Source organism: Achromobacter colocynthidis, from assembly GCF_057334535.1.
The window spans coordinates 644900-670390 of record NZ_JBHFIZ010000039.1 but is presented as its reverse complement, the minus strand read 5'-3'; the positions used below and the strand labels follow the sequence as shown (position 1 = coordinate 670390).

At 66.3% G+C, this 25491-nt stretch carries 27 protein-coding genes; 6 read left to right on the top strand and 21 right to left on the bottom strand.

Annotated features, from left to right (window positions below):
- The 4 genes from ACE04A_RS29425 to ACE04A_RS29410 all read right to left on the bottom strand — a co-directional run bounded on the left by ACE04A_RS29425 (position 1) and on the right by ACE04A_RS29410 (position 3529).
- Positions 1–702: an amino acid ABC transporter permease gene (locus ACE04A_RS29425; RefSeq protein ID WP_447987886.1), complete on the bottom strand. Its 702-nt coding sequence runs from the start codon at positions 700–702 to the stop codon at positions 1–3.
- Positions 703–730: 28 nt separating this feature from the next.
- Positions 731–1558: an ABC transporter substrate-binding protein gene (locus ACE04A_RS29420; RefSeq protein WP_259252958.1), complete on the bottom strand. Its 828-nt coding sequence runs from the start codon at positions 1556–1558 to the stop codon at positions 731–733.
- An 82-nt stretch (positions 1559–1640) separates the two neighbouring features.
- On the bottom strand, positions 1641–2858 hold the full coding sequence (locus ACE04A_RS29415) for an aminotransferase class I/II-fold pyridoxal phosphate-dependent enzyme (RefSeq protein ID WP_485820793.1): 1218 nt from the start codon (positions 2856–2858) through the stop codon (positions 1641–1643).
- Entirely contained in the window at positions 2855–3529 is a 675-nt protein-coding gene (locus ACE04A_RS29410) for an RraA family protein (RefSeq protein WP_448717063.1), read from the bottom strand. The genes ACE04A_RS29415 and ACE04A_RS29410 overlap by 4 nt, the downstream gene beginning before the upstream one ends.
- Positions 3530–3744: 215 nt before the next feature.
- Between ACE04A_RS29410 and ACE04A_RS29405 the strand changes: the two genes are divergently transcribed.
- The gene (locus tag ACE04A_RS29405) at positions 3745–4635 is read left to right on the top strand and encodes a LysR family transcriptional regulator (RefSeq protein ID WP_100853243.1); all 891 of its coding nucleotides are present in this window, start codon (positions 3745–3747) and stop codon (positions 4633–4635) included.
- Positions 4636–4677: 42 nt separating this feature from the next.
- On the opposite strand, the gene ACE04A_RS29400 is transcribed toward ACE04A_RS29405, so the two are convergent.
- From ACE04A_RS29400 to ACE04A_RS29375, 6 genes are all read right to left on the bottom strand, one after another.
- Positions 4678–5418: a lysophospholipid acyltransferase family protein gene (locus ACE04A_RS29400; protein WP_259252955.1), complete on the bottom strand. Its 741-nt coding sequence runs from the start codon at positions 5416–5418 to the stop codon at positions 4678–4680.
- On the bottom strand, positions 5415–6776 hold the full coding sequence (locus tag ACE04A_RS29395; protein ID WP_448717061.1) for a dihydroorotase: 1362 nt from the start codon (positions 6774–6776) through the stop codon (positions 5415–5417). The genes ACE04A_RS29400 and ACE04A_RS29395 overlap by 4 nt, the downstream gene beginning before the upstream one ends.
- Positions 6773–7798: an aspartate carbamoyltransferase gene (locus tag ACE04A_RS29390; protein WP_448717060.1), complete on the bottom strand. Its 1026-nt coding sequence runs from the start codon at positions 7796–7798 to the stop codon at positions 6773–6775. The genes ACE04A_RS29395 and ACE04A_RS29390 overlap by 4 nt, the downstream gene beginning before the upstream one ends.
- A gap of 22 nt (positions 7799–7820) precedes the next feature.
- The gene (gene ruvX / locus ACE04A_RS29385; RefSeq protein WP_050447168.1) at positions 7821–8222 is read right to left on the bottom strand and encodes a Holliday junction resolvase RuvX; all 402 of its coding nucleotides are present in this window, start codon (positions 8220–8222) and stop codon (positions 7821–7823) included.
- The gene (locus ACE04A_RS29380; RefSeq protein ID WP_050447075.1) at positions 8215–8802 is read right to left on the bottom strand and encodes a YqgE/AlgH family protein; all 588 of its coding nucleotides are present in this window, start codon (positions 8800–8802) and stop codon (positions 8215–8217) included. The genes ruvX and ACE04A_RS29380 overlap by 8 nt, the downstream gene beginning before the upstream one ends.
- A 149-nt stretch (positions 8803–8951) precedes the next feature.
- Complete coding sequence (locus ACE04A_RS29375) at positions 8952–9116, bottom strand: rubredoxin (protein ID WP_003814980.1); 165 nt, start codon at positions 9114–9116, stop codon at positions 8952–8954.
- Between the two features lie 162 nt (positions 9117–9278).
- Between ACE04A_RS29375 and ACE04A_RS29370 the strand changes: the two genes are divergently transcribed.
- Genes ACE04A_RS29370 through hemL form a run of 3 tightly spaced genes read left to right on the top strand, consistent with a single transcriptional unit; the run spans position 9279 to position 12033 of the window.
- Positions 9279–10088: a hydroxymethylpyrimidine/phosphomethylpyrimidine kinase gene (locus tag ACE04A_RS29370; protein WP_404976461.1), complete on the top strand. Its 810-nt coding sequence runs from the start codon at positions 9279–9281 to the stop codon at positions 10086–10088.
- Entirely contained in the window at positions 10085–10750 is a 666-nt protein-coding gene (gene thiE, locus ACE04A_RS29365) for a thiamine phosphate synthase (protein ID WP_259252952.1), read from the top strand. The genes ACE04A_RS29370 and thiE overlap by 4 nt, the downstream gene beginning before the upstream one ends.
- A 5-nt stretch (positions 10751–10755) precedes the next feature.
- Positions 10756–12033, top strand: coding sequence for a glutamate-1-semialdehyde 2,1-aminomutase (gene hemL, locus ACE04A_RS29360; RefSeq protein ID WP_100853248.1), 1278 nt, complete (start codon positions 10756–10758; stop codon positions 12031–12033).
- Positions 12034–12101: 68 nt separating this feature from the next.
- Here hemL and ACE04A_RS29355 read toward each other — a convergent pair whose 3' ends face one another.
- Positions 12102–12857 carry a lytic transglycosylase domain-containing protein gene (locus ACE04A_RS29355; RefSeq protein ID WP_279995075.1) on the bottom strand — a complete coding sequence of 252 codons (756 nt, stop codon included), beginning with the start codon at positions 12855–12857 and terminating at the stop codon, positions 12102–12104.
- Between the two features lie 256 nt (positions 12858–13113).
- Between ACE04A_RS29355 and ACE04A_RS29350 the strand changes: the two genes are divergently transcribed.
- Positions 13114–14889: a flagellar assembly protein A gene (locus ACE04A_RS29350; RefSeq protein ID WP_448717057.1), complete on the top strand. Its 1776-nt coding sequence runs from the start codon at positions 13114–13116 to the stop codon at positions 14887–14889.
- Between the two features lie 83 nt (positions 14890–14972).
- Here the strand turns inward: ACE04A_RS29350 and ACE04A_RS29345 are convergent, their stop codons facing one another.
- From ACE04A_RS29345 to ACE04A_RS29320, 6 genes are read right to left on the bottom strand one after another with little or no spacing between them, the layout of a single operon-like run.
- A complete protein-coding gene (locus ACE04A_RS29345; protein ID WP_268079914.1) occupies positions 14973–15779 on the bottom strand; it encodes an SDR family oxidoreductase in 807 nt (268 codons plus the stop codon).
- Between the two features lie 13 nt (positions 15780–15792).
- Entirely contained in the window at positions 15793–16401 is a 609-nt protein-coding gene (locus ACE04A_RS29340) for a cysteine hydrolase family protein (protein WP_447987878.1), read from the bottom strand.
- Complete coding sequence (locus tag ACE04A_RS29335) at positions 16401–16934, bottom strand: aromatic-ring-hydroxylating dioxygenase subunit beta (protein ID WP_485820792.1); 534 nt, start codon at positions 16932–16934, stop codon at positions 16401–16403. The genes ACE04A_RS29340 and ACE04A_RS29335 overlap by 1 nt, the downstream gene beginning before the upstream one ends.
- Positions 16925–18268, bottom strand: a complete 1344-nt coding sequence (locus ACE04A_RS29330) for an aromatic ring-hydroxylating dioxygenase subunit alpha (RefSeq protein ID WP_485820791.1) — start codon at positions 18266–18268, stop codon at positions 16925–16927. Before ACE04A_RS29330 ends, ACE04A_RS29335 begins: the two co-directional genes overlap by 10 nt.
- A gap of 9 nt (positions 18269–18277) precedes the next feature.
- Positions 18278–19522 carry a dienelactone hydrolase family protein gene (locus tag ACE04A_RS29325; protein ID WP_279995080.1) on the bottom strand — a complete coding sequence of 415 codons (1245 nt, stop codon included), beginning with the start codon at positions 19520–19522 and terminating at the stop codon, positions 18278–18280.
- Positions 19523–19582: 60 nt separating this feature from the next.
- Positions 19583–20761, bottom strand: coding sequence for an ABC transporter substrate-binding protein (locus ACE04A_RS29320; RefSeq protein WP_485820790.1), 1179 nt, complete (start codon positions 20759–20761; stop codon positions 19583–19585).
- 279 nt (positions 20762–21040) lie between these two features.
- Between ACE04A_RS29320 and ACE04A_RS29315 the strand changes: the two genes are divergently transcribed.
- Positions 21041–22027, top strand: coding sequence for an AraC family transcriptional regulator (locus tag ACE04A_RS29315; RefSeq protein WP_485820789.1), 987 nt, complete (start codon positions 21041–21043; stop codon positions 22025–22027).
- An 87-nt stretch (positions 22028–22114) separates the two neighbouring features.
- Here ACE04A_RS29315 and ACE04A_RS29310 read toward each other — a convergent pair whose 3' ends face one another.
- The 4 genes from ACE04A_RS29310 to ACE04A_RS29295 all read right to left on the bottom strand — a co-directional run.
- Positions 22115–22522: a RidA family protein gene (locus ACE04A_RS29310; RefSeq protein ID WP_006217230.1), complete on the bottom strand. Its 408-nt coding sequence runs from the start codon at positions 22520–22522 to the stop codon at positions 22115–22117.
- A 50-nt stretch (positions 22523–22572) separates the two neighbouring features.
- The gene (locus ACE04A_RS29305) at positions 22573–22998 is read right to left on the bottom strand and encodes an acyl-CoA thioesterase (protein ID WP_050447059.1); all 426 of its coding nucleotides are present in this window, start codon (positions 22996–22998) and stop codon (positions 22573–22575) included.
- A 34-nt stretch (positions 22999–23032) separates the two neighbouring features.
- A complete protein-coding gene (locus ACE04A_RS29300) occupies positions 23033–24673 on the bottom strand; it encodes an AMP-binding protein (RefSeq protein WP_447987875.1) in 1641 nt (546 codons plus the stop codon).
- Positions 24674–24734: 61 nt separating this feature from the next.
- On the bottom strand, positions 24735–25491 hold a 757-nt coding region (locus ACE04A_RS29295), incomplete at its 5' end, for an acyl-CoA dehydrogenase family protein (RefSeq protein ID WP_485820788.1).

Genomic DNA, 25491 nt, shown 5'->3' with positions numbered 1-25491 from the left:
TCAGCGCGCCCCCAGCGGACGATAACGTCGTTGCAAGATCGCGCCGCCGCCCATGATCAAGAACGACAACAGCAGATAAATAACCGTCACCACTGCATAGGCCTCGAAGGTGCGGAACGTGTAGTTCTCGATCTCGCGCCCCGCCGCCGTCAGCTCCGTCACGCCGATCGCCATCGCCAGGCTGGTGTTCTTCAACAGCAGCAGGGTCTGGTTCAGCAGCGGCGGAATCGCGATGCGAAACGCCTGCGGCAACACGACGCAGCGCATCGTGCGCAGAAAGCTCAGCCCCAGCGCGCGCGATGCCTCCACCTGCCCCGGCGGGATGCCGCGCACGGCGCTGCGCAGGTCTTCGCAGATGTAGGCCGACATCACCAGCCCGATCGCGATGCACGACATGATGAATTCACTGCCGTGGCTGTTGAGCCAATCGCTCAAGCCTTGCGGCAGCAATGCCGGCACGCCGAAGTACCAGAACAGGATGTGCACCAGCATGGGCACGTTGCGGTGGAACGCGACATACACCGCGATCACCGCATTGGCCACGGGCGAGCCCGTCAGGCGGATCACCGCCAGCAGGCTGCCCAGGAAGAACGCCAGAATCCAGGCCAGGCCGGCCAGCGCCAGGGTGGTGATCAACCCCCTTAGCAGCCAGTCCGGGTACTCGCCTTGGAAAATGGCGCTGAAGTCGAAAACGTAGTGCATCGAACGAGGCTCCAGCGCGTGTCGCGCATCAACCCTTGATGGCTTCGATGCGGAAGTCGCGCTTCATGTTGAACTGCGTGCCCGCGCCGAACCACTTATCGAACAGCTTGGTGGCCTGGCCCGAGGCTTCCATGCCGTCCAGCACCTTGTTCACCTGGTTCAACATGGCGGTGTCGCCCTTGCGCACGCCCATGCCCCAGGGTTCAACGAACAACGCCGGTTGCAGGATCTTCACGGGCACCGCGCTGCCGGCGGCTTGTTGCTGAAGCTTCACAAGCATCATCTCCGACGCGACAAAGCCGCTGACCTTGCCCTGCTGCAGCGCCAGGAACGCGCCGCTGGGGTCTTTAAAAGTCACCGTATCCACATTCGGGATGTTCTTGCGCGCCCCTTGCTCCGAGGACGATCCGCGCACGGCGCTGACGCGCTTGCCCGCCAGGTCGGCAGGCGCCTTCACGTCTTTCTCGGACTCGCGCGCCAGAATCTTCTGCAGGCTCACGAAATGCTGGTGCGAGTAGTCGATCTGCTTCGCGCGGTCCGGGCTCCAGCCCAGGTTGGCGGCCACCAGGTCAACGCGGCCGGCGATCAGTTCGGGGATGCGGGCTTCGACGGCGATCAGCTTCAGTTCCAGCGGCACGCCCAGGCTGTCGGCCACGGCCTGGCACATATCGACTTCGTAGCCGACCACCGCGCGGGTCTTCGGGTCCTGGAAGCTGAAGGGCTCGGCCGTGCCCATGGTGCCGCAGATGAACTTGCCGCGCGCCTTGATGTCTTGCACGGTGTCCGCGTGCGCGGCGGGCGCCAGCGTGGCGGCCAGGCCGACGGCGGCAACGAAGGAGGCAATGGTGGTCTTCATGGTAATTCCCCTTGAATATAGGTATGGGTACTGCCAGGTATGGGTACTGCCAACAAAAACGGCGTTCAGGAAACCGCCGCGTTCAGCGCAGCGCCGCGCAGGCGCTGTTGATACGGCGGCATCCTTCTTCGATGTTCTCCATCGACGTGGCGAAGCTCAGCCGCAGGTAGGGCGACAAGCCATAGGCCGCGCCATCCAGCACGGCAACGCCGGCCTCGTCCAACAGGTACATCACCACGTCCAGATCGCTTTCCAGCACGCGGCCGGCTGGCGTGCGCTTGCCCAGCAACCCTTCAACCGACGGGTAGACATAGAACGCGCCCTGCGGCTCGGGGCAGCGGATGCCCGGCACCGCGTTCAGCAAGGCCACGATGCGATCGCGGCGTGCATGGAATACGGTGGCGGCGTCGCTGACGCCGCGCTGGTCGGCGGTCAAGGCCACGCGCGCGGCCGACTGACTGATGGCGCTGACGCAACTGGTGCTTTGCGAAATCAGCGTGGCCATGGCCTTGATCAGCGGCTTGGGGCCGCCGGCGTAACCCAGGCGCCAGCCGGTCATGGCGTAGGCCTTGGACACGCCGTTGATCGTCAGCGTGCGGCCCGCCAGCGCCGGCACCACCGCGGCGGGCGATGCATGGCGCGCGTCGCCGTAGGCCAGGTGTTCATAGATTTCGTCGGTCATCAGCCACACGTGGGGATGGCGCGCCAGCACCTCGCCCAAGGCACGCAGTTCCTCCACGCTGTACATCGCACCGGTCGGATTGCTGGGCGTATTCAGCAGCACCCATTTCGTGCGCGGCGTGATGGCGTGTTCCAGCGCTTGTGGCGTCAGCTTGAAGCCGTCGGCTTCAGGGCAGGCCAGCACCACGGGCGTGCCATCGTTGACCAGCACCATGTCCGGGTACGACACCCAGTAGGGCGCGGGGATGATGACTTCGTCGCCGGCTTGCACGGTGGCGGCCAGCGCGGTGAAGATCAATTGCTTGGCGCCCACGCCAACGATCAGCTCGTCCAGCCCGTAGTCCAGGCCGTTTTCGCGTTGGAACTTGGCGCGCACGGCTTCCAACAGCGGCTTGGCGCCGGCGGATGCGGTGTAGCGGATGTCGCCGCTGTTCAGCGCGTCGATGCCCGCCTGCACAATGTGCGCGGGCGTGGGCAGGTCGGGTTCGCCCACGGTGAAGTCGATGATGTCGCGGCCCTCGGCACGCAACTGGTCCACGCGCGTCTTGGCGGCCATGCTGGGCGACGGCTTGATCGCGCGGGCGCGTTCGGCCAGGAAGGCGGTATCGGCGGCGTTCATGCCAGCCCCTTGGCGGCAAAGGCGGCCTGCATCCAGCTTTGCGTCTTATCGCCCTTGGCGATCTCGGCCATGATGCGTTCTTCCTTGGCCGCATGCGCGTGCGCGGCGGCAATCAGGCTTTCCGCGTCGGACGCGGCAAAGCAGACCAGGCCGTCTTCGTCGCCCACGATGATGTCGCCGGGGTTGACGACCTGCCCACCGATCGACACGGGCACGTTGACCTCGCCCGGGCCGTCTTTGTAGGGGCCGCGATGGATGTGGCCGCGCGCATAGCAGGGGAAGCTGTCCGCTTCAAACGCGGCCACGTCGCGGATGGCGCCGTCCACCACCACGCCCGCGCAGCCATGCACTTGCAGGTAGCGCTTCATGATTTCACCAAGCACGGCGTTGGACAGGTCACCGCCCGCGTCCACCACCAGCACGTGGCCGGGCTGGATCTGCATCATGGCCTTGTAGATCATCAGGTTGTCGCCCGGGCGCGTCTTGACCGTCAGCGCGGTGCCCACGAGCTTGCCGCTGCGGTTGTAGCGGTGCAGGCCCGAGATGCCCTCGCGGCGCGCCAGGTTGTCGCTAAGGTGGGGCGTGACGATGCCGGCAAGCGCTTCAAGAATGGCGGCGGGAGCAACGGGGGGAGCCGGCAATTGGCGGGCGCCGGTAAGGATATTGGCCATGACGATCTGCAGTTCCTGGGTCGGTAGCCGCCGGCAACCCTGTGGAATTTTTCAGGATGCAGGCCGGCCGGGTGAACAATCAGATGGCATGTTGCGAGCTTTTCGTTTTCAGAAAAAGGGATTAAATTTCCAGGAGCTTCATCAATTTTTGGAATATAGGGGTTAGCCCTAGGCGGAAATTTCGGAATGAACATCACCACAACGCGGCGCCCGGCATGCTGACTTTCAAGCAGATCGAGGCCCTGTACTGGACCGTCCGGCTGGGCACGTTTTCCGCGTCGGCGCAGAAGCTGCACACGACCCAATCGGCCATCACCAAGCGCATCCAGGAACTGGAGGCGGACTTCAATGTGGCGCTATTCGACCGCTCGGGCCATCGCGCCGAACTGACCGCGCGAGGGCACGAGGTCTATGCGCTTGCCGAAGACATGCTGGGCCATCGCGACCGTTTGCTGGTGCGGCTGAAAGGCCAGCACACGCTGACCGGCACGTTCCGTTTCGGCATTACCGAGATCACGGCCATGACGTGGTTGCCCGCCTTGATCCGCCTGCTGCGCGCGCACTATCCGCGCATCACGCTGGAACCGCACATCGACCTGGGCGCGGACCTGCTTAAGCGCTTGCAGGCGGGGCAGTTGGACATGGCGTTCCTGCACGGGGAATTCGCGGAACCGAACCTGCAAGTCGTGGCGCTGCAACGCCTGGAATTCGCCTGGATGGGCAGCCCTGACCTGATCGACGCCAGCCGCGTCTACACGCCCGCCGACATCGCGCGCCTGCCGCTCTTGCGCCAAAGCCGCGAGTCGGGCTTGAACATGATCTACGACGGGTGGCTGCGGCCCCATACGCCGGACAGCAATATCTTCACGATCAACAGCCTGATCGCCATGGCGGGCCTGACCGCCGCGGGCTTCGGCGTCAGTTGCCTGCCCCGCGATTATTTCGCGGACATGGTCAGCAAGAAGCAGTTGGTGATTGCGCGCACCAGCACCGCGCCGCCGCAATCGGTCTACAGCGCCATGTTCCGCCGCGACGCGGACGTGGCGTTCTGTGAAAGCGTGGCCGAGCTGGCGGAAAGCTGCTGCGAGTTTTCCGGCGGGGTGTAGGGGGGAGGCCTGCGCTTCAGGCCCGTGCTTCAGGCCCTGGCTTTACAGCGCACCAAGGATCGCGTCGCGCGCCTGATGCGACAGCTCAAGGCGCGTCGGCAAGCTGCCATCCGGATGCCTGGCCGCCAATACCGGCAGAAACACCACTTCGACGGACAAGCCCGTCGCGCCCAGCACGCGCCAAAGATTGGCCACCAGGCTTTCTTCGCCAACGAACGCCGCAAAGCCGTCGCGCTTGCCGTCGCGCAGGAATCGCAAGGCCACGGGTTGGATTTCCACGGCCGCCGAACGCGCCGGTTCGAACAGGCTGGCGTGGAAAGGAAGCAGGTCGAAGCCTTCTGTCGTCGTGCCTTCCGGAAACAGCCCGACCGCGTCGCCCAGCTTGAAGCGGGCTTGCATGGCCTCGCCCATGGCGTGTACCGCGTGGCGCTGGCCGCGTTCGATGAAGAGCGTGCCCGCCCCCGCCACCAGCCAGCCGATCACGGGCCATTTACGGATCTCGCTCTTGGCCACGAACGACGTGGGACGCGCGGAATTCAGGACGAAGATATCGATCCACGAGACATGATTGGCCACCAGCAATACCGGGCCGCTCATGCGCGGGTCGCCCTTGAAGGTCACCTTCACGCCGCAGGCCGCCATCAGCGCGCGCGACCACGAGCGGTTCAGCCAGGCCCGGCTTCGCGGGCGGATGAAGGGGTAGACCAGACCCACGCAAAACAAGCCAAACACGATCAGAGGCAGCACCAGGGCCAGCCGTAAGACAAAGCGCAGCAGCTTCAAACTGAGGTCTCCCAGACCAGTTGGCCACCGACCACGGTGGCGCGTACCCGACCGGGCAGCATCATACCCGCGAACGGCGTATGCGGGCTGCGGCTTTGCAGCGCCGTGGGCGTCACGAGCCATTCGGCGTCCAGATCCACCAGGCAGGCGTCGGCGGGCGCGTCCACGCCCAACTGGCCGGCCTGGGCGGCGGGGTTGCTTGTGCCACTGCTTGTGCCACTGCTTATGCCACTGCTTATGCCGCCGCTGATACCGTTGAGTACCGCGCCCGGCCCCGACGTGACCCGCGCCAGCGCGTCGGCCAGCGGCACGCGGTGGTCGCGCGCCCATTTCAAGGTCAACGACAGCAGCAGTTCCAAGGCCGTCGCGCCGGGGGTGGACACGGGAAACGGCGCCGCCTTGCCGTGCTTGTCCACGGGGGTGTGATCCGAGCACAGCGCCTGGACCAGTCCTTCGGCCAGCGCCGCCTGGATGGCGTCGCGGTCGCGCTGGCCGCGCAACGGCGGTTGCAGGTGGAAGTGCGTGTCGAAGAAACCGATATCGACATCGGTCAGGTGCAGGTTGTGGGCGGACACGTCCGCCGTCACCGCCAGGCCTTCGCGCCTGGCCGCTCGCAGCAGCGCCAGCCCTGGCGCGGTGGACAGGCGGGTCAGGTGCACACGCGCGCCGGTGGCGCGTTGCAGCTCGAAGATGGTGTTCAGGGCGACCGTCTCGGCCTGCGGCGGCAGGCCTTCCAGGCCCAGGCGTTCGGCGTACGCGCCGCTGGCGGCAACGGCGCCTTGGGCCAACCAGGGGTCTTGCGGACGCAGCCACAGCGTGTAGCCCAGCCCGCTGGCATAGCGCATCGCGCCCCACAGCACGCGCGTGTCGGCAATGCCGTGCTCGCCTTGGGCAAAGGCCAGGCAACCCGCTTGCGCGAGCAGGCCCATTTCCGTCAGCGTCTCACCCGCCAGGCCCACCGTCATGGCGCCCAGCGGATGGATGCGGGGCTGGCCGGCTTCCATCTGGCGCGTCAAGGCGTCGACCTTGCCGGGCTCGTCCAGCGCGTCATCCGATGCGGCATCCGGCGGCATCACCAGCCGCGTCACGCCGCCGGCCAAGGCCGCGCGCAACTCGGCGGGCGCGAACGCCAGGCCCGTTGCGTGGCCAGGTTGCGCCACGCGCGCCGACAGGTCCACCAGGCCGGGCAATACCGCCAGGCCGGTTGCGTCCAGGACGCGATCGGCATGGAAGCCGTCTGGCGTGGCGCCGGCGGCAACCACGGCCACCACCCGGCCGTCGGCAAGGTAAACATCATGCGGCCCGTCCACCCCATTGGCGGGATCGATCAGGCGGCCATTGGCAATGTGCAGCCTCATGGCGTGTCTCCGGCCAGGACGCTCAAGGCGGCCAGGCGCAGGTGTTGTTCCAGATCGGCCAATTGCGTCTGCACGGGTGGCAGGCCGGCGGCCACGTCGCCATCCACTTCCACGCCCGGGGTAAGTGCGCCACCGGGCAAGAGCAGCACGTCCGGCTTGGCGTGGGACAGCGTGGCGGGGGTCAGGCCATAGGCATGGGCGTATTCACGCGCGGACGGCAGCAGCGCGCCGCTGATGCGTTCCACCTGCAAGGGCAGCACGATGATGACGTCGGCGTCTTGCAGCCCTTCGCGCAGGGTCGCGCACTCACGCACGCCCAACTGCGGCAAGCCTTGCGGCAGCAGCGTGCGAGGCGCAACCGCGCGCACCTCGGGCACGCCCAAGGTGGTCATGGCATGGATGACCGAACGCCCCACGCGCGAATGCCGGATATCGCCCACCAAGGTCACGGCCAGGTTCGTCAGGTCTTGCTTGGCGTGGAGCATGGCCAGCACCAGCGCCAGCGCCGGCAAGGGGTCCGCGTGGCACCCATCACCCGCGTTGATCACGCGCAAGCCCGGCGCGGCGTGCGCCGCGGCGCAATGGGCGGCGCCGCTGGCCGCGTGACGCAGCACCAGCACGCCGGGTTGCAAGCGCGCCACCGTTTCGGCCAGCGCGTCGCCGGCATGCGGGTGGGCGGCTAGCGGGGCGAACGGGGCATGCACGTCGGACACGTGTTGTGGGTGTTGTGGGTGTTGTCCGCGTTGCTCATCCTGCGCGTCCAGCACCACAGGCAAGAGCGACAAGCGGGTCGCCAACGCGGCATAGGCGTCGCGGTCGGCAAGGTCATCGGCCAGGGACAGAAAGACGGCGCATGGCGCGGCGTGCGCGTCGGGCATCAAGGCGGCTGGGGAACCGGCGTCGCCCGCTGCCGCATAGGCACGCGCGGCGTCCAGCAAGCGCTCGACGTGGCGCTTGGGCAGCCCTTCCGTTGTCAGCAGATGAATGAGTTCGCCGCGGCGATCAAGTTGCGGATTGAGCATAGAAAAGGCCGGGCCACGCGCGTTACGCCGCAGGCAGGGTGTCGAGATATCGTTGCAGGATAACAGCCGCCGCCATTGCGTCATCGGCGGCGTGCGTGCCCAAGAGGCGCTGCGCTTCCATGCTGGAACCGCGTTCGTCCACCAGTTCGACCGCGATGCCGAAACGGCCATGCAATTGATTGGCGAAACGCCGGCAGCGCGCGGTGGCGGGCTGTTCGCCGCCATCGGCATCCAGCGCCAGCCCCACCACCACGCGATGGGGCTGCCACTCCTGCAACAGCGCGGCGATGCGGCCAAAGCGCGCATCGCGGATTTCACTGAAGATGATTTCCAGCGGGCGCGCCTGACGCGTCAGGGTGTTGCCGATGGCGATGCCGATCTTCTTTTCGCCAAAGTCGAAACCAAGCAGTGTTTCTTCAGGCATGGCCCGCATCGCCCGCCAGCATGACCGGATCAATGCCCAGCAGCTTGAGCGCGGCGGGGTAGCGGTCTTCGGCGGGCACGTCGAAGATGATGTGGTCGTCGGCGCCCACGCTGAGCCATGCATTCTGGCCCATTTCGCTTTCCAGTTGACCGGCGCCCCAGCCGGCGTAACCCAGCGTGACGAGCATGCGGGCGGGGCCATTGCCGTCGGCCACGGCTTGCAGCACATCGCGCGAGGTGGTCAGCGCCATGGCGCCCATCTTGATGCTGGAGCTGTAGTCGCCGGCGGGCGCGTGCAGCACGAAGCCGCGGTCGGTCTGGACCGGGCCGCCGAAGTAAACCAGCGTGTCTTTGACCGGGCCGATTTCAAGCGTCAATTCGATGCGCTCGAACAAGGTGCCCAAGGTCAGGTCGGTGGGCCGGTTGATGACCAGGCCCAGCGCGCCGCGTTCGGTGTGTTCGCACACGTAGATGACCGAGCCGGCCAGGCTGCCTTCCACCATGCCGGGCATGGCGATCAGGAACTGGTTGGCAAAGTTGGCCGCCTGCGATGCGGCGGATTCGTGATGTTTTTCCGTCATGGCAACCCCTTTGGGTAGTCTGAAAGAACCGTGGACGTCGCACACGCGAGCGTGGCCGTCTTGCCTGGCGGCAGACCGTCTTTGGTTACGTGGGATGGGGTCAATGCCCCATCTTACGAGCCCTGGCGGAATGGGTCAGCGGGTCGGGTTCAGATTTCCATCAATTCAAAGTCCTCTTTGCGGGCGCCGCATTCGGGACAGACCCAGTTCGGCGGCACGTCTTCCCAGCGAGTGCCGGGAGCAATACCTTCGTCGGGCAGGCCGGCCTCTTCGTCATAGACCCAGCCACAAATCAGACACATCCAAGTACGCATAGTTCTCTCTTACATCAAAACCCCACCCGGTTCCCCGAGGCGGGGCAAAGGTGGGGGGCTTCCATTAGAATGGGGACAATCTTACCGAAACCCAATAGGGGTTCCCCTGATTCACCTCAAAATGAATCCGGGTACTCCGCTCAAAGCTCAAGCGCTGTCTACGTGGCCCCCGTTACCCCCCCTCTCGTTTTGGTCTTCGGCCCGTTCGATCCCTCGGGATCCGACGGCTTGCCCGCGGATGCCGTCACCTGCGCCCGCCTGGGCTGTCATGGCCTGGCGGCCGTGACCGCGCTGACCGTGCAGGACACTGCCGGCATCGAAGAAATCCATCCCGTTTCGCCCGACCTGCTGGACGACCAGGCTCGCTGCCTGCTGGAAGACATGTCCGTGCAGGCCATCAAGGTGGGCGGACTATACACCGCTGAAACTGCCAGCGTGGCAGCCCAGGTGGCCGCTGACTACAGCCAGGTGCCGCTGGTGCTGCACCTGGGCCAGCGTGCCCCCCTGCCGACCGACGCGGCCGACGAAGACGAGGCCGACGACCTTCTGGCCGCCACGCTTGAACTGGTGCTGCCGCAGACGGACCTGGTGATCATCGAGCATCTGCGCCTGGCGCAATGGCATGCCGACGGCGACATCGATATCGGGGACGCACCTTCGCCCATGCACGCCCTGGTGGCGGCGGGCGCGCAGTGGGTGCTGGTGCTGGGCAGCCCGCAGCGGCCCGGCCATTTTGCCAATGTGCTGCTGGGCCCCAACGGCCAGACCCACACCTGGCCGTGGCAGACGCCGCCCGACCGCAACGGCGACGCCGGCGGCCTGGCCGCCACCGCCATCACCGCCATGCTGGCGCGCGGGCTCGAGATGCCCGAAGCCGTGCGCCAAGGGCTGGCGCATGCCGATGCGTCGGTCGCGGCCAGTTTCCTGCCCGGCATGGGCCGGCGCATTCCCAACCGGATTCAACCGCAATGAAACCCTTGCGTTTTCCCGCCGGCCTGTATGGCGTCACGCCTGAATGGGACGACACCGACCGCCTCTTGCAAGCCGTGCGCAAGGCCGCCGAAGGCGGCATGCGTTCCCTGCAATTGCGGCGCAAGAACGTGCCTGACGCGGTGCGCGCCGAACAGGCCCGCGCGTTGGCGCCGCTGTGCCGCGAGCTGGGCGTGGTGTTCCTGATCAATGACGACTGGCGCCTGGCGCTGGACGTGGGCGCCGACGGCGCGCACGTGGGCCGCGACGACGAAAGCCTGGCGCGCATCCGCGCCGAAGCCGGCCCCGACCTGATCCTGGGCGGCTCCAGCTACGACGACCTGACGCGCGCGCGCGAACTGCTGGACGCGGGCGCCGACTACATCGCCTTTGGCGCCATGTTCGCGTCCACCGTCAAACCCGACACCGTGCGCGCGCCGCTGTCGGTGCTGACCGAAGCCCGCCGCCTGGTCGACGAGCGCGATGCGCCCCGCCCCGCCGTGGTGGCCATCGGCGGCATCACGCCCGACAACGCACGGCTGGTGGCCCAGGCGGGCGCCGACGCCATCGCCGTCATCACCGCACTTTTCGAAGCGCCCAGCATCCGCGCCGCCGCGACGGCCTGCTCCGCGCCCTATTCCGTCAACCCTCTTCGCAAGCCTTGAACGCCATGTCCCGTAACGAACAGCTTTTCGAACGCGCCTGCCGCAGCATCCCCGGCGGCGTCAATTCGCCCGTGCGCGCTTTCCGCTCAGTCGGCGGCACGCCGCGCTTCATCAAGCGCGCGCAAGGCCCGTACGTGTGGGACGCGGACGACAAGCAGTACATCGATTACGTGGGCTCCTGGGGCCCCGCCATCCTGGGCCATTCGCACCCCGACGTGGTGCGCGCGGTGCAGGAAGCCGCCGTCAACGGCCTGTCGTTCGGCGCCCCCACCGAAGCCGAAATCGAACTGGCCGAAGTGTTGATCTCGCGCTTGCCGTCGCTGGAACAGGTGCGCCTGGTCAGCTCGGGCACCGAAGCCACCATGACGGCAATCCGCCTGGCGCGCGGCGCCACCGGCCGCGCCAAGATCGTGAAGTTCGAAGGCTGCTACCACGGCCATTCCGACAGCCTGCTGGTCAAGGCGGGCTCGGGCCTGCTGACCTTCGGCAACCCCAGCTCGGCCGGCGTGCCGCCCGAATTCGTGTCGCACACGCTGACCCTGGAATACAACAACCTGGATGCGGTGCGCGAGGCCTTCGCCCAGCACGGCGCCGACATCGCCTGCATCATCGTGGAGCCCGTCGCCGGCAACATGAACCTGATCAAGCCCACGGCCGGCTTCCTGGAGGGCCTGCGCGAGGTCTGCACGCAGCACGGCGCGCTGCTGATTTTTGACGAAGTGATGACGGGTTTCCGCGTGGGTCCGCAAGGCGTGCAGGGGCTGACCGGCGTGAAGCCGGACATCACCACGCTGGCCAAGGTGATTGGCGGCGGCATGCCGGTGGGCGCTTTCGGCGGCAGCGCTGAAGTCATGAAGCACATCGCCCCGCTGGGCGGCGTATACCAGGCCGGCACCTTGTCCGGCAACCCGGTCGCCGTGGCGGCAGGCCTGGCCACGCTGCGCCTGATCGCCGCGCCCGGCTTCTACGACAAGCTGTCGGCGCAAACCGCCAAGCTGGCCCAGGGCCTGCAAGAGCGCGCCCGTGCCGCCGGCCTGGCCTTTTCGGCCGATTCGGTGGGCGGCATGTTCGGCATCTATTTCAGCAACACCGTGCCCACCTCGTTCGCCGAAGTCTCCAAGTGCGACACCGCGGCGTTCAACCGCTTCTTCCATGCCATGCTGGACCACGGCGTGCACTTCGCGCCGTCCGCGTTCGAAGCGGGCTTCGTGTCGGCCACGCACGACGACGCGGTGATCAAGTCCACGCTGGACATCGCCGAAAAGGTTTTCGCCGCGATGTAAGCGGCTGGGGTCCGCCCAGGGCCCCAGTTAAAAAGCCCGGTATAAAAGCCCCAAACAAGACGCCCTGCTCAGGGCGTCTTGTACTGTTCGTACAGGGCGGTCACGTCCCTGACATACGCCTGGGTTTCGGCATACGGCGGCACCGCATCGTATTTGCGCACCGCCCCCTCGCCCGCGTTGTACGCCGCCAGCGCCAGGTCCAGCCGGCCGGGGTACTGGTCGATCAGCCGGCGCAAATGCCGCGAGCCCGCCTTCACATTGGTCGCCGGGTCCACCAACGCGCGTTCGATATCGTCCACCGCCAGCACCGCCGCCGCCGTGGCGGGCATCAGTTGCATCAGCCCCAGCGCGCCCTTGGGCGAACGCGCGTCGCTGCGAAACCCTGATTCGATGGCAATAACGGCCGTCAGCAAAGCCCGGTCCACGCCGGAATCCTTGGCGGCGCGCTCGATCAGGCCATCATGCGCGGTGGGCAGCTTGATCTCGCCCCAGCGCTGCGCCCGGGACGTTGGCGCCAGCGTCGCCATGCGCGCACCGTCGCCCTGGCGCGGCGCGCATTCCAGACAGACCTTGGTGGTGGCATTGCGGCGCCAGGCGGTGCGCGCCTGCGCCCGCTTGTAATGTTTGCCGTAACCGGTGGGCACTTTCATCACGCGCCAGACGCCGTAGGGGTCTTTGTAGCGGTAGATCTCGGCGGCCTGGGCGGGGCTTGCTGGCGCCAGCGCCAGAGCACCCACCGCCAAGGCCATCAGCACCGCCATGCCGCCAACGCGCGCCAGGAAGGCACTACAAACGGGCGGGTAACTTCGGTGTCGAGGGTCCATGGTTTGGGGCTCCGGCGGCGTCCGAAGACGCGTTGGCGAGCCCCTATGCTGCGGCGATCAACCCGGTTTGTCGCTCGCCCCTTCGCCCTAATCCTCGCTTTGCCCGGCCGCCACCGGGAACCGGCAGAAAAACTTCGAAAACCTCGGGGACTTACCTAGGGCATACGGCGGACGTCTGAGCTAATATGTCGCAATATTTCCGTTATTTACCAAATGAATGAACCTGGCCGCTCGTGCCAGGCTGGGAGAGGCAAAGATGGACGCAGAAAACACGTTGCAGCTGGTGCTGGACGCCGGCACCAACGTCCTGTCGGCAATTTATACGCCCCCGCCGCGCCCTGATCCTGACCCGGTAGATCCCTCCACCGCAGCCATTGAGCCAGCTCCCGTTGGCAGCCCCGGCGACACCCAGGCGTCCGAGGCCGACCTCGACGTAGCCGCCGGTGACGTGGCGGCAGAGGTGGAGACCGAGCCCGCCCCCATCATCAATACCGACATCCCCAGTTGGGAAACCCTGACCGCCGCCGCCATCGCCCACGGCTGGAGCGCCGACGCGCTGGACAACCACGCGGTGCTGGCCTTCATCGACCGCTGCCGCAGCGCCACCGAACCGGTGCAATTTCCGGTGGGCCAGGTGACGGACGGCTCGTTCGAGCTGGAACTCGACCCCGACCGCATGACCGCGCTGCTGACCGTGCACCCGCCCAGGGGCGGCCAGCCCGTCACCCTGGACATGCTGCGCCAGGCCGTGGCCGACCGCGGCATTGTGCATGGCGTGCAGGAACAGGCGCTGGCCGAGGCCGTGGAAAAGGGCAATGGCGAAACCGTCGTCATCGCCCAAGGCACGCCGCCCACGCGCGGCACCCCCACCCGTTTCGAAAGCCTGCTTGACCGCCTGAAGCCGCGCGCGCAGGAAATCGACGAGCTGGCCCATGTGGACTACCGCGACCTTGGCAGCCTGCTGCTGGTGTCGCCGGGCACGCCTTTGATGCGCCGCTTCCCGCCCCTGCCGGGCGTGGACGGCGTCAACGTGCTGGGCGAACCGGTGCTGCCGGACGAAATGCCCGACACGCCGTTCTCCAAAGACATAAGCGGTGTGGCCGTGGACCCGGAAGACCCGCTGCTGCTGCGCGCGACCATCGCCGGCACGCCCACGCTGGTCAGCCACGGCGTACAGGTGAATCCGATGGTCGAGGTGGATGCCGTCAACCTGTCCACCGGCAACATCACCTTTGAAGGCTCGCTACAGGTGCGCGGCGACATCGCCGCCACCATGGAAGTGCGCGTGACGGGCGACGTGGTGGTCAACGGCACCATCGAGGCGGCGTTGGTGGAAGCAGGCGGCAGCGTCACGGTCAAGGGCGGCATCATCGGCATGGCCGAAGCCTTGCAAGACCCCGCCGCCACCGCGCGCACCGCCCACATCGTCTGTGGCGGAATGCTGCGCGCCAAGTTCATTGAAAATGCCATCATCAGCGCCGGGCAGGACGTGGACGTTGAACGCGAGATCCGCCAGAGCAGCATCGCGGCGGGTGGCAGCGTCAACGTCGGCCCGCCCAACACGCAGCAAAGCGCCATCACCGGCGGCCAGATCCGCGCGCTGAATGCCGTGCGCGCCGGCACCATCGGGTCTCCCTCCGGCATTCCCACGCTGGTGCAGGCCGGCCTGGACCCGCATGCCGACATCAAGCGCTCGGCACTGACGCGCAAGCGCCTGAAGATGAACGAGGAAAAGGCCAAGCTGGAACAACTGCTGATGTTCCTGCAAGCCAACCCGCAGCGCGCGCCCGGCGACGTGGTGGAGCGCGCCCGCAATACCCATGTGAAGCTGGGCAGCGACTTGCTGGCGCTGGACGAAGAAGAATCCCAGTTGGTGCGCGACCTGCAACCGCTGCACACCGCCACGGTAGCCGCCACGCGCCGCTTTTGCAGCGGGACGAAGATTCAGTTGGGCAACAAGATGCAGGAGTTCCTGGAAGACCAGGTCGGCGGCAAAGCCGGGCTGGAGGAAGGCGAGATCGTCATTCGCTAAGGCCGCTAAGGCCGCGCCCAGCCTCCCGGCAGGCCGCCGTAGAGCCCCACGGCGCGCGTGGCCCGGCCCGATCGCTCAGGGAATCAAGGCGCCAGTTCCTTGAACCAGACGCGCGGCGAAATGCCGCGGTCTGGCCCCAGGATGGAAAAGCCGCCGTCCACGGGAATGTCCACCCCCGTCATCCAGGACGCCGCATCCGAACACGCAAAGCACACGGCGGCGGCGATTTCTTCGCCCGACCCCACCCGGCCCAGCGGATGAAAGTGCGCCCCCACGGCGTCCGCCGCCTCGCGCGAGCCGCCTGACAACTGTTCCACCGACGGCGACCAGGTCCATGCCGGCGACACCGCCAGCACCCGCACGCCCGCCGGCGCCAGTTCCACCGCGAAATTCTTGGTGATCTGCAGCATGGCCGCCTTGGACGCCGGATACAGCGCGCGCCCCGCCGCGCCGAACTTGCCGCCCGTGCTGCCCATATTGACCACCACACCGCCGCGCGGCAGATGCGGCGCGGCCAACTGCGTGAAGATGGCGGCCGACACCAGGTTGGTGTCCAGCGTGGCGTGCCATTCCTCGCGAGAGGAGGCCAACCCCCGGTCCGTGTACTGGCAGGCGTTGTTCACCAGAATGTCCAGACGGCCAAAGCGCGCCAGCGCGGCGTCGATGCAGCGCTGGATGTGCGCGTCGCTGCCGATGTCGGTTTCGCAAAAAAGCGCGCGCCCGTCCAGTTCCTGCTCCAACGCCTGGCCGGCTTGCGCGTTGCGCCCCACCAGCACCACATGGGCGCCGGCGGCGGCCAGGCCGCGCGCGATGTCGGCGCCCAGCCCCTGCGTGCTGCCGGTGATGATGGCGGTCTTGCCGGCCAAGCCGGGAAAGCCTGAAAAATCCATGAATAGTCCTTGATCAGTGCGGCGCGGCGGCCCAGCGCACCGCTTGCGCCACCGAACCCGTTTGCGCAATCAGGCGCATGCTGGCCAGCGAGGCCTCATGTACCGCCAGGTCGGCGGAGGCGCAGGCGTCTTCGGCCACCATTACGTCAAAACCAATGTCGGCGGCGTGGCGCACCGTGCCTTCCACCACGGAATGCGTGGCCACGCCCGCCACCACCAGCCGGCGCGCGCCGATCACGCGCAGCGTTTCTTCCAGTGGCGTGCCGTAGAACGCGCTGATGCGGGTGTGCTTCACGATGAACTCGCGCGGGCTGCCGGCCAAGGGCTGCAAGCCGTCGTAGAACTCGCTGCCCCACTGCCCTTCCGGCACCGCCCCAATCGCGGCCACGTTGCGGAAGATGGCGCAGTTGGGCAGCAGGTCGGCGTAATCCGGGCGAAAGGCGATGCGCACATGCACGATGGGCATGGCCTGCGCGCGCGCCCCATCCAGCAAGGCGGCGGCGTTGTCCAGCAGGCGCTGGCGCGCGCCGTTGTCGGCGTCCAGCCCAACGCGGATCTTGCCGTCGGGATGCAGCACGTCATTCTGATAGTGCAGCGCCAGCACCGCGGTGTCCGCCGTCATCAGACGAACACCTCGAACACGTCGTGCACGTCGTCGCAATTGACCAGATCCACACGCTTCATGCGGATGCGCCAGCTATCCCCGTCGGCCGCCAGCTTGTGCGTGTAGCGGCCGGCCAGTTGGCGGGGTTGGCGCTTGCGCCATTCGGTCATCTGGAAGGCGGAATGCACCACCAGGTTGCCGCCCGCGTCCACCCCTTCCACCTGCGCGCCGCCCACCAGGCGCACGCTGCGCGTAGGCGGTTGCTGCGACCAATTGCGCGGGTGCTCCAGACGGCGGATGCGCACGTCGCGCAACATGCGGTCTTCCCAGAACAGCGAAATATGGTCGTACGGGCTTTGCTGGCCGTGCACGCGCGGCATCCAGTACATGCCGTCCTGCGTCCACAAGGCCTGCCAGTCGTCGTAGCGCCGCTCGTCCAGCAAACGAGCCTCGCGGTACAGGAACTGTGCGATGCGGTGATAGGCGTCGGCGGGCACATCGGCGGGCGTCAGGTCGGCCGTGCCGACATCGAAATCCAGGTCTAGCAGCATGCGCCTTCTCCCGTGGCGGGCGCGTTCGACGCCGCGCCGGCTTCCATATAGGTCTTCCAGGCGTGGAACTGGTTGCGCATGGGCAGTTCGCTGGTGCCGTTGACCGACACCATGCCGTCCGCATCGCTGCGGTCGCTGCCGTGGTAGCGGTGCATGCTGACCCATTCCCCGCCGCGCGTGGCATTGCCTTCCTGGCAGCGGTTGTAGAGCTCGATGTCGTCAGGCATGACGTTGGACGACGGCGAGTTGATGACGTTGGCGTACAGCATCGCGCGCTTGAACACGCCGTCGGGCGCGCCCTTGCAGCGGAAGGTCTGGATCTCGATCAGCGTGCGGTCCACGGCAATCGGGCGGATCACGCGGAATTGCTGGAACACGGTGTGCGGCGAGCCGCTGCCGTAGATGACCGTGTTGTGCCGGTTCATGCCCAGGATTTCGCGGGCGCGTTCCTCGCCGTAGGCAGCGGCCAGTGTTTCAAAGTGCGCGCGCGATACGGGGTCGCGTTCGGCGGCGCCCGGGTTGAAGATGCCTTCCATATAGCCATGGCCGTTTTCGTAGGCGCGCAGCTCCAGCTTTTCCCAGAACTCGTAGGGCTCGCCGTTGCCGTCCATGATGTGCAGCTCAAGCGGCATCTCGCCCATTTCCTTGGCTTCGTCGCGCGCGGCGGCGTAGGACGATTCATGCGTGACGCGGGCGTGCATGGTGTCGTGCAGGTTTTCGTAGAACACCTTCCAGTTCGACCGCTGCATCACACGGAAAATACCGCCCGCCACTTCCACTTCGCCTACCGGCGAGCGGTCGCACAGGTTGTCGATGGACGAGCGCACGCCGCCCAGGAAGTCGGCCAGCACCGGGCCTTCCTTGGCCTGGCTGGCGAACACGAAGCCGCGATAGCTTTCCACGCGCGCCAGCCGGCGCATCGAGAACGCCGGGTCGGTGGGGTCATACGACGTGCCTTCCAGGCCCTGCTTGAGCGGCACGCCCAGATGGCTGCCGTCCAGCTTGAAGGTCCAGGCGTGATACGGACAGCGGAAGAACTTGCCCACGCAGCCTTCGCCATCCGCCACCACCTTGGCGCCCTTGTGCGGGCAGCGGTTGTACAGCACGTGCACATGGCCATCGGACGCGCGCACCATCAGCACATCCTGGTCGCCCACGCGGGTGGTGTGATAGTCGCCCGTCTTGGGCACCTGGCTTTCATGGCCCACGTAGATCCACGCGCGACCATAGATGCGCTGCATTTCAAGGTCGAAGATGGCCGGGTCGGTGTAGACCCCGCGATGCACGCTGTCGCCACGCACCATCGCGGCCAGTTGTTCGTCGGTGTAAGACATGGGGGGCTCCTACTTGTTCTCGCTGTCTTTCCAGCGCGCCATCAACGTGTTCGACGGCAGGGTTTCGTCCAGCAGCTTGGCGGCGGTTTCGCGGCCGGCCACCGGCAACCCGGCCGGGTCCAAGAGGCCCACCTGCACCAGCACGCTGGCCTGATCCCAATAGATGTGCTCGTGGTAGAGCTTGTCGCCCCGGAACTTCACGACGGCGATCAGCGGAATCTCAACCGGCCGGCCCGTGGGCGCCACGCCGGGCAGCATCCAGTCGATCTCGGTGGTGTGGGTGAAGCAGAACAGCAGTTCGTCCACGATCTGCGTGGCGCCCACCGTGCGCGACAGCGGAATCAAGCGCGTGTCGGGCGGGTTGCCGTTGACGAAATGGTGCTGGTAGAAGCGCGACAGTTCCTTGTGGCCCACGCCGCCCGTCATGGTGGGGATGTGGTTCACATAGGGTTCGGCCACCATCGTGGCCATGGTGGCGGCCACGTCGCGCGTGCCGAATTCGTATTCGCAGTGCTTGTCCCACAAGTACGAATAATCGAACTCGGGGCCGATGGCGCGTTGCAGCGCGGCCATGCTGCGCTGGTGCGCCATCAGTGCCGACGGCTTGTCGTAGTGATCGCCACCCGTGCGGGCGAACGCATGGTCCATGCCGGGGTACACATACAGTTCAACACCGGGCTTGCCGCCCAGCGCATCCAGGATGCGCTGGCGCGCGGCGGGCGGACAGAAGCCGTCCTGCTCGGCAATGTGCAGCACCAGGCGGCCGCGCAGGTTGGCCGCTTCGTCCAGGCTGTCTTCGATGCCAACGCCGTAATAGCCCACGGCCACGTCCACATCGGTGCGACAGGCGGCCAGGTAGGCCAGCTTGCCGCCCAGGCAGTAGCCCAGCACGCCGACGCCGCCCTGTTGCTCGGGCAATTCGCGCAGCATGGCGATGGTGGACGCGATGTCTTTCAGGCCCTGCTCAACGTCAAAACCTTTGTAGAGCTCGAACGCGCGCGGCATGTCGGCCGGGCCGTCGGTCAGTTGAATGCCGGGCTGCTGGCGCCAGAACAGATCGGGCACCAGCACCACATAGCCCTCTTCGGCCAGCAACTGCGCAGCGCGGCGCATGAAGTCGTTCACGCCGAAGATTTCCTGGCACAGCACCAACCCGGGGCCATGGCCCGAGGCGGGCACGGCTAGATAGGCGCTGAATGTCTTGCCATCGTGCGAGGGAATGGTCACCTCGCGCGTCGAGATCTGTTGGGTCATTCGGTTCTCCTGTGTTGCTTGATGCCTGATGCAAGATGCCTGGGCTGCGTGGCCGGCCGCCTATTTCATCTGGCAGGTAGCGGCAAACGGGTCCTGGTACTGGGTCAGCACCGTGCCCGACAGCTTGTTGGCCAGCTTGCCGTCCGCGCCCGCTTCCACGACGCGCAGGTAGTAGTTCTGGATGGGGTATTGGTTGCGGTTGAACTTGAAGTCGCCCCGCACCGATTTGAAATCCGCGCGCCGCAGCGCCGGGCGCAGCGCGTCGGCGTCAAGCTTGCCGCCCGTTTGGCGCACGGCGCTGTCCAGCAGCATGGCGGCGTCATAGCCTTGCGAGGCGTACAGCGTGGGCGTGCGCTTGTAGGTCTTCTTGAAGTCTTCAACAAACTTGCGGTTGGCGGGGTTGTCCAGATCGGCCGCCCACTGCGACGTGTTGCGCATGCCGGCGAGCGGCGCGCCGACGGCGGCGATGGTGTCCTCGTCGCCCGAGAAGCCCGGCGCCAACAGCGCGATGTCCTTGGACAGGCCCGCGCCGTTGAACTGCTTGATGAAGTTCACGCCCATGCCGCCGGGCAGGAAGAAGAAGACCGCGTCGGGTTTGCTGGCGCGCAAGCGCGAGATTTCAACGCCGTAGTCCAACTGGCCGAGCTGGGTGTAGATCTCTTCGGACAAGCCGCCCTTGTATAGACGCTTGAAACCCTTTAGCGACTCACGGCCGCCCGGGTAGTCGGGCGCGATCAGCGCCACGCTCTTGTAGCCCTGGTCCGTGGCGTACTTGCCCATGGCGGCGGGGATGTCCTCGTTCTGCCAGGCCACCGCGAAGAAGTTGGGGTTACAGCCCGCGCCCGCGTAGTTTTCAGGGCCGGTATTGGTGCTGAGGTAAATGGTGTCAGACTGCAAAATGGCCGGCATCACCGGCAGCAGCACGTTGGAGAACACGATGCCCGTCATGACGTCCACGCGGTCGCGCTTGAGCAGCCGTTCCACCGCCTGGCGGCCCGTATCCGCCTTTTGCTGGTCGTCGGCCACCACCACCTCGGCGGGCAGCCCGCCCAGCTTGCCGCCCGTATGTTGCAGCGCCAGATTGAAGCCGTCGCGAATCTCGTTGCCCAGCGCGGACCCCGGGCCGGACAGCGTTGTCAGCATGCCTACCTTGACCTTGTCGGCCGCCGAGGCGCCAGCCATGGCGGACATACAGACCAGTGCCGCCAGCGTGCGCCGGCTCCAGTGATTTCGATTCATGGGCCACCTTCGATTCTGCCGCCAGCCGCGCTGGCGGAAAGCTGACAGATCCCGTCTGCCGTCGGTACACGCATGCCGCCGATCAAAGTCGCCAAGCTTACGCGCCGTGACGACGCCCTCCAAGTGCTGGGAGAGCCTGCTGGCTAGCGTATGCCTCGCGGCCGCGCCGCTCTATCCGAATACGCGCAGTCTTATCCGGGATTCACTTAATTCCAAAGCCTGGACAGTTAATTTATTCTGGGCTGCTGATACGGGAGCGTTCCCGTCCCGGAGGCACCCATGCACGGCTGGTCCCGACTCGAACTGGCGCCGCTTTTCAAGCGGCGCGTGTTCAGCTCCACCCAACAGGACGAAACACGCACCCGCGTGTCGGAAGCGCTGAAGGAACACCGGCTGACCTGGAAGGCGGGCCGCGTGGACGCCGAACTGAACCGGGGCCGGTTCGGCTCGCTAACGGTCTGTACCTTGCGCTACGGCGCCGAAGTCCACATCGAACCCGACCGCCTGCAAGACTTCATGCTGGTGCAAGTGCCGCTGCGCGGCCGCGCGCGCATCGAATGCGGCAGCGAGCACGTGGACGCCCACCCCGACTGCGCGGCCGTCATCGCGCCCAACCGCCCGGTACGGCTGCACTGGGAGGCCGGCTGCGAACAACTGTTGTTGAAGATTCCGCGCGGCAAGCTCGAAGCCATGGGCCGCCGCGCCTTTGGCGACGCCGCCACGCTGGCACTGGACTTCAGCCCCGCCCTGCGGCTGGACAACCCGGTGGGCGCGGCCTGGCGCAGCATGGTCGCCAGCATGATCCACCTGCTGCCCACGCTGGACGACGGCGCGCGGCGACCGCCCGCCGCGTGGTTGGAACACCTGGAAGACACGCTGGTGCTGCACCTGCTGTACAACCAGCCCAATAGCTGGCAAGCGCAGGCGGGGCAAGCCCAAGATCTGCCGCGCCGCCTGACGCTGGCGGAATCCTATATGCGCGCGCATCTGTCGGCCCCGCTGACGCTGACGGACATCGCCCGCCACGCCGGTGCCAGCGTCACCGCGCTGACTCGCCTGTTCCAGGAACACCGCGACACCACGCCCATGATGGCGCTGCGGTCACTGCGCCTGGACGCTGCCAGGCAGAAGTTGCGGGCGAACGCCCACGCCAGCGTGACCGACGTCGCGCTGGGCGTGGGGTTTGGACATCTGGGAAGGTTCTCGGAGTACTACCGGGAACGGTTTGGAGAACTGCCGCGCGAGACGCGGCGTGGGCAGGGGTAGCAAGCGCCCCGGGGGCTTCGACAAGCCCCCGGCCCGAAGTTGTCTGAGGTCGCCTCAAGTCACCTCAAGTTGCCATGGCCGCCATGATCAGGCCGCCGGCACCACCGCCGTCACTTCGATTTCCACCTTGGCGCGGTCCTCGACCAGGTCGGCCACTTCCACCGCCGTCATCGCCGGGAAGTGCCGGCCGATGAATTCGCGGTAGTGCTTGCCGATGGCCGGATACGCGGCCACATAGGCTTCCTTGTCGGTGACGTACCAGGTCATCCGCACAATATGTTCGGGCTTGGCGCCGCCTTCGGCCAGGATGGCGACAATGTTCGACAGCGTCTGGCGGACCTGGTCCGCCAGGTCATCCGATTCGAATTGCTGCTGCCCATTCCACCCCACCTGCCCGCCCACGAACACGAGCTTGCTGCCCACCGTCATTTCGGTGAGCACACCATTCGAATAGCCCCGGGGCGCCATCCAATCCGGCGGTTGCAGAATCTTCATAACGTCTCATCCTATTTATAAAAAACAAACGACAGGGTGGTCTCGCGGCCTTACGCCGCGGGAACCAGATAAGCCTGCATGCGTTCCCGCAGGTCGGCAGGCATGGGCATGGACTTCATCGTCCGTAAATCCACCGTCACGATCGTCAGCGTGGCCGACAAGCGCAACTGTCCGTCCGGGCCTTCAAAGCGCACCAGCGCCTTGAAGGACGCGCCGCCGATCCGCTGGACTTCCAGCGTTTGGCGCAAGCGTTCATGCCAGCGGCTGGGCGCGCTGAAATCGCAGGTGACCGAGGCCATCGGCGTACCAATATGCCGATCAACATGCAGCGCATGAAACGGCAGGCCCATGCCCTTGTCGAACCATTCCTCGACAAAGTCATTGATCATCTCGAAATAGCGCGGATAGAAGACAATGCCCGCCGGGTCGCAATGACGGAAGCGGACTTCTACCTGGCTGGTGAATGCTGCGGACATGATGATTTCCTGATTACTTATTTCAACGACCGGTTCAAGCCATCTGGCGCAACGCAAAGCGTTGCAGCTTGCCCGTTTCGGTACGGGGCAGCGTCGCCACGAATTCGATGGCGCGCGGATATTTGTACGGCGCGATGCTGGCCTTCACGAACGCCTGCATGTCGGCCACCAGCGCATCGCTGGGCGCAAAGCCCGGCTTGAGCACCACGAAGGCCTTGACCAACTGGCCGCGCTCGTCGTCCTGCGCCCCCACCACGCCGCATTCGGCCACGGCTTCGTGGCGCAACAGCGCGTCTTCCACTTCGGGGCCGGCGATGTTGTAGCCCGCCGAGACAATCATGTCGTCATTGCGCGCCTGGTAATACAGATAGCCGTCGTCGTCCTGCATGAAGGTGTCGCCCGGCAGGTTCCAGCCCTGCTGCACGAAGCGGCGCTGGCGGTCGTCGGCCAGGTAGCGGCAGCCCGTGGGGCCCTTGATGGCCAACCGGCCCACCGTGCCGTTAGGCACGGGCTGCATGTCGTCGTCCACCACCTGCGCCACATAGCCTGGCACGACCTTGCCGATGGCGCCACGCTTGACGGCTTCGGGCGGGCTGGACACGAACACGTGGATCATTTCGGTGCCGCCGATGCCGTCGATCATCTCAATGCCGCTGGCCTGTTTCCACAACTGACGCGTGGCGTCCGGCAGCGCTTCGCCGGCCGACACGCTTTTCTTCAGCGAAGACAGATCAAACTTGCCGACCAGCGCGGCCATCTGGCGATAGAACGTCGGCGCGGTAAAGACGATGGTGGCGCGGAAGTCCTGAATCAGTTCCAGCAGGCTTTCCGGCGACAGCTTTTCGGCCAGCACGGTGCTGGCGCCCACGCGCAAGGGAAAGCACAGCAGGCCGCCCAGGCCGAACGTAAACGCCAACGGCGGCGTGCCGCAAAAGATGTCATCGGGACCCGGCTTGATCACATGCTTGGGGAACAGGTCGCACATCGCCAGCACGTCGCGATGAAAGTGCATGCAGCCCTTGGGCGAACCCGTGGTGCCGCTGGTGAAGGCGATCAGGCAGACGTCGTCGGCGGCGGTGTCGCAGGCGGTGAAATCGTCGGGCTTGGCAGCGGCCAACGCATCCAGCGCATCGGGCGCGGCATCGTTGAAAACCATCACCTGGGTCAACTGCGGGCAGTGATGCTCGTGGCCCGCCTGGACGCAGAACCCGGCTTCTTCTTTCAGGCGCGCATCACACAGCACGGCCTGGATCTGGGCCTTCTCGATGATCTGCTTGAGTTCCTTGGCGCGCAGCAGCGGCATCGTGGGCACCGTCACCAAACCCGCCTTGATCGCCGCCAGCCAAGAGGCCGCCATCATCGGGTTGTTCGGCCCGCGCAGCAACAGGCGGTTGCCGGGGACCAAGCCCATGTCTTCGGTCAGCACGCGCGCGATGCGGTTGGTAAGCGCAGCCAGTTCGCGATAGGTCATCGTGGCCTGCTTGTCGCCGTCGCGCCAGCGCAGCGCCACGCGGTCGGCAAAGCCGCGTTCGGCCATGGCGTCCACGAGTTCCACGGCGCAGTTGAAGCGCTTGGGGTAGGCCACGTCGGGGCCATCAAGCAGGAATTCAGGCCATTGTTCGCCCGGGGGTAGGTTGTCCCGGGCGAAGGTGTCGGTGTGGGCGGATACTTCCATGAAATTCCCCTTGCTTGTGCGGTGTGGTTTGCTGTGCTGATGGCGAGAGCTCGATGGCCCTTTACGCCTTCAGCAGTTCACGGGCGATGATCAACTTCTGCACTTCGGTGGCGCCTTCGTAAATACGCAGCGCTCTGATTTCCCTGTAAAGCTTCTCCACCGGCATCCCCGACACCACGCCCGCGCCGCCAAACATCTGCAAGGCGCGGTCGATCACGGTCTGCGCCGATTCCGTGGCCATCATCTTGGCCATCGCGGCTTCGCGCGTGGTGCGCAGCTTTTGCACGTCGCGCATCCACGCGGCGCGATACGTCAGCAGCGCCGAGGCGTCGATGGCGGTGGCCATGTCGCCCAGCGCGGCTTGCGTCAGTTGCAGGTCGGCCAGCGTCTGGCCGAACATGCGGCGCGACTTGGCGCGCGCCAGGCCTTCGTCCAGCGCGCGGCGGGCAAACCCCAGCGCGGCGGCGGCTACCGAGGCACGGAAAATATCCAGCGTCATCATGGCCAGCTTGAAGCCCTGGCCCGCATCGCCCAGGCGGTGCGAGGCCGGGATGCGGCAGTTGTCGAACGTGATCGTGGCCAGCGGATGCGGAGCGATGAGTTCAATGCGTTCGCTGACCTCGAAGCCCGGGGTGTCGGCATCCACCACGAAGGCGCTGATGCCGCGCGCGCCCGGCGCTTCGCCTGTGCGGGCGAAGACCACGTAGAAGTCCGCGATGCCGCCGTTGGAAATCCAGGTCTTGGCGCCGTTCAGCACGTAGTGGTCACCGTCCAGCTTGGCCTCGCAGGCCAGCGCCGCCACGTCCGAGCCCGCGTCG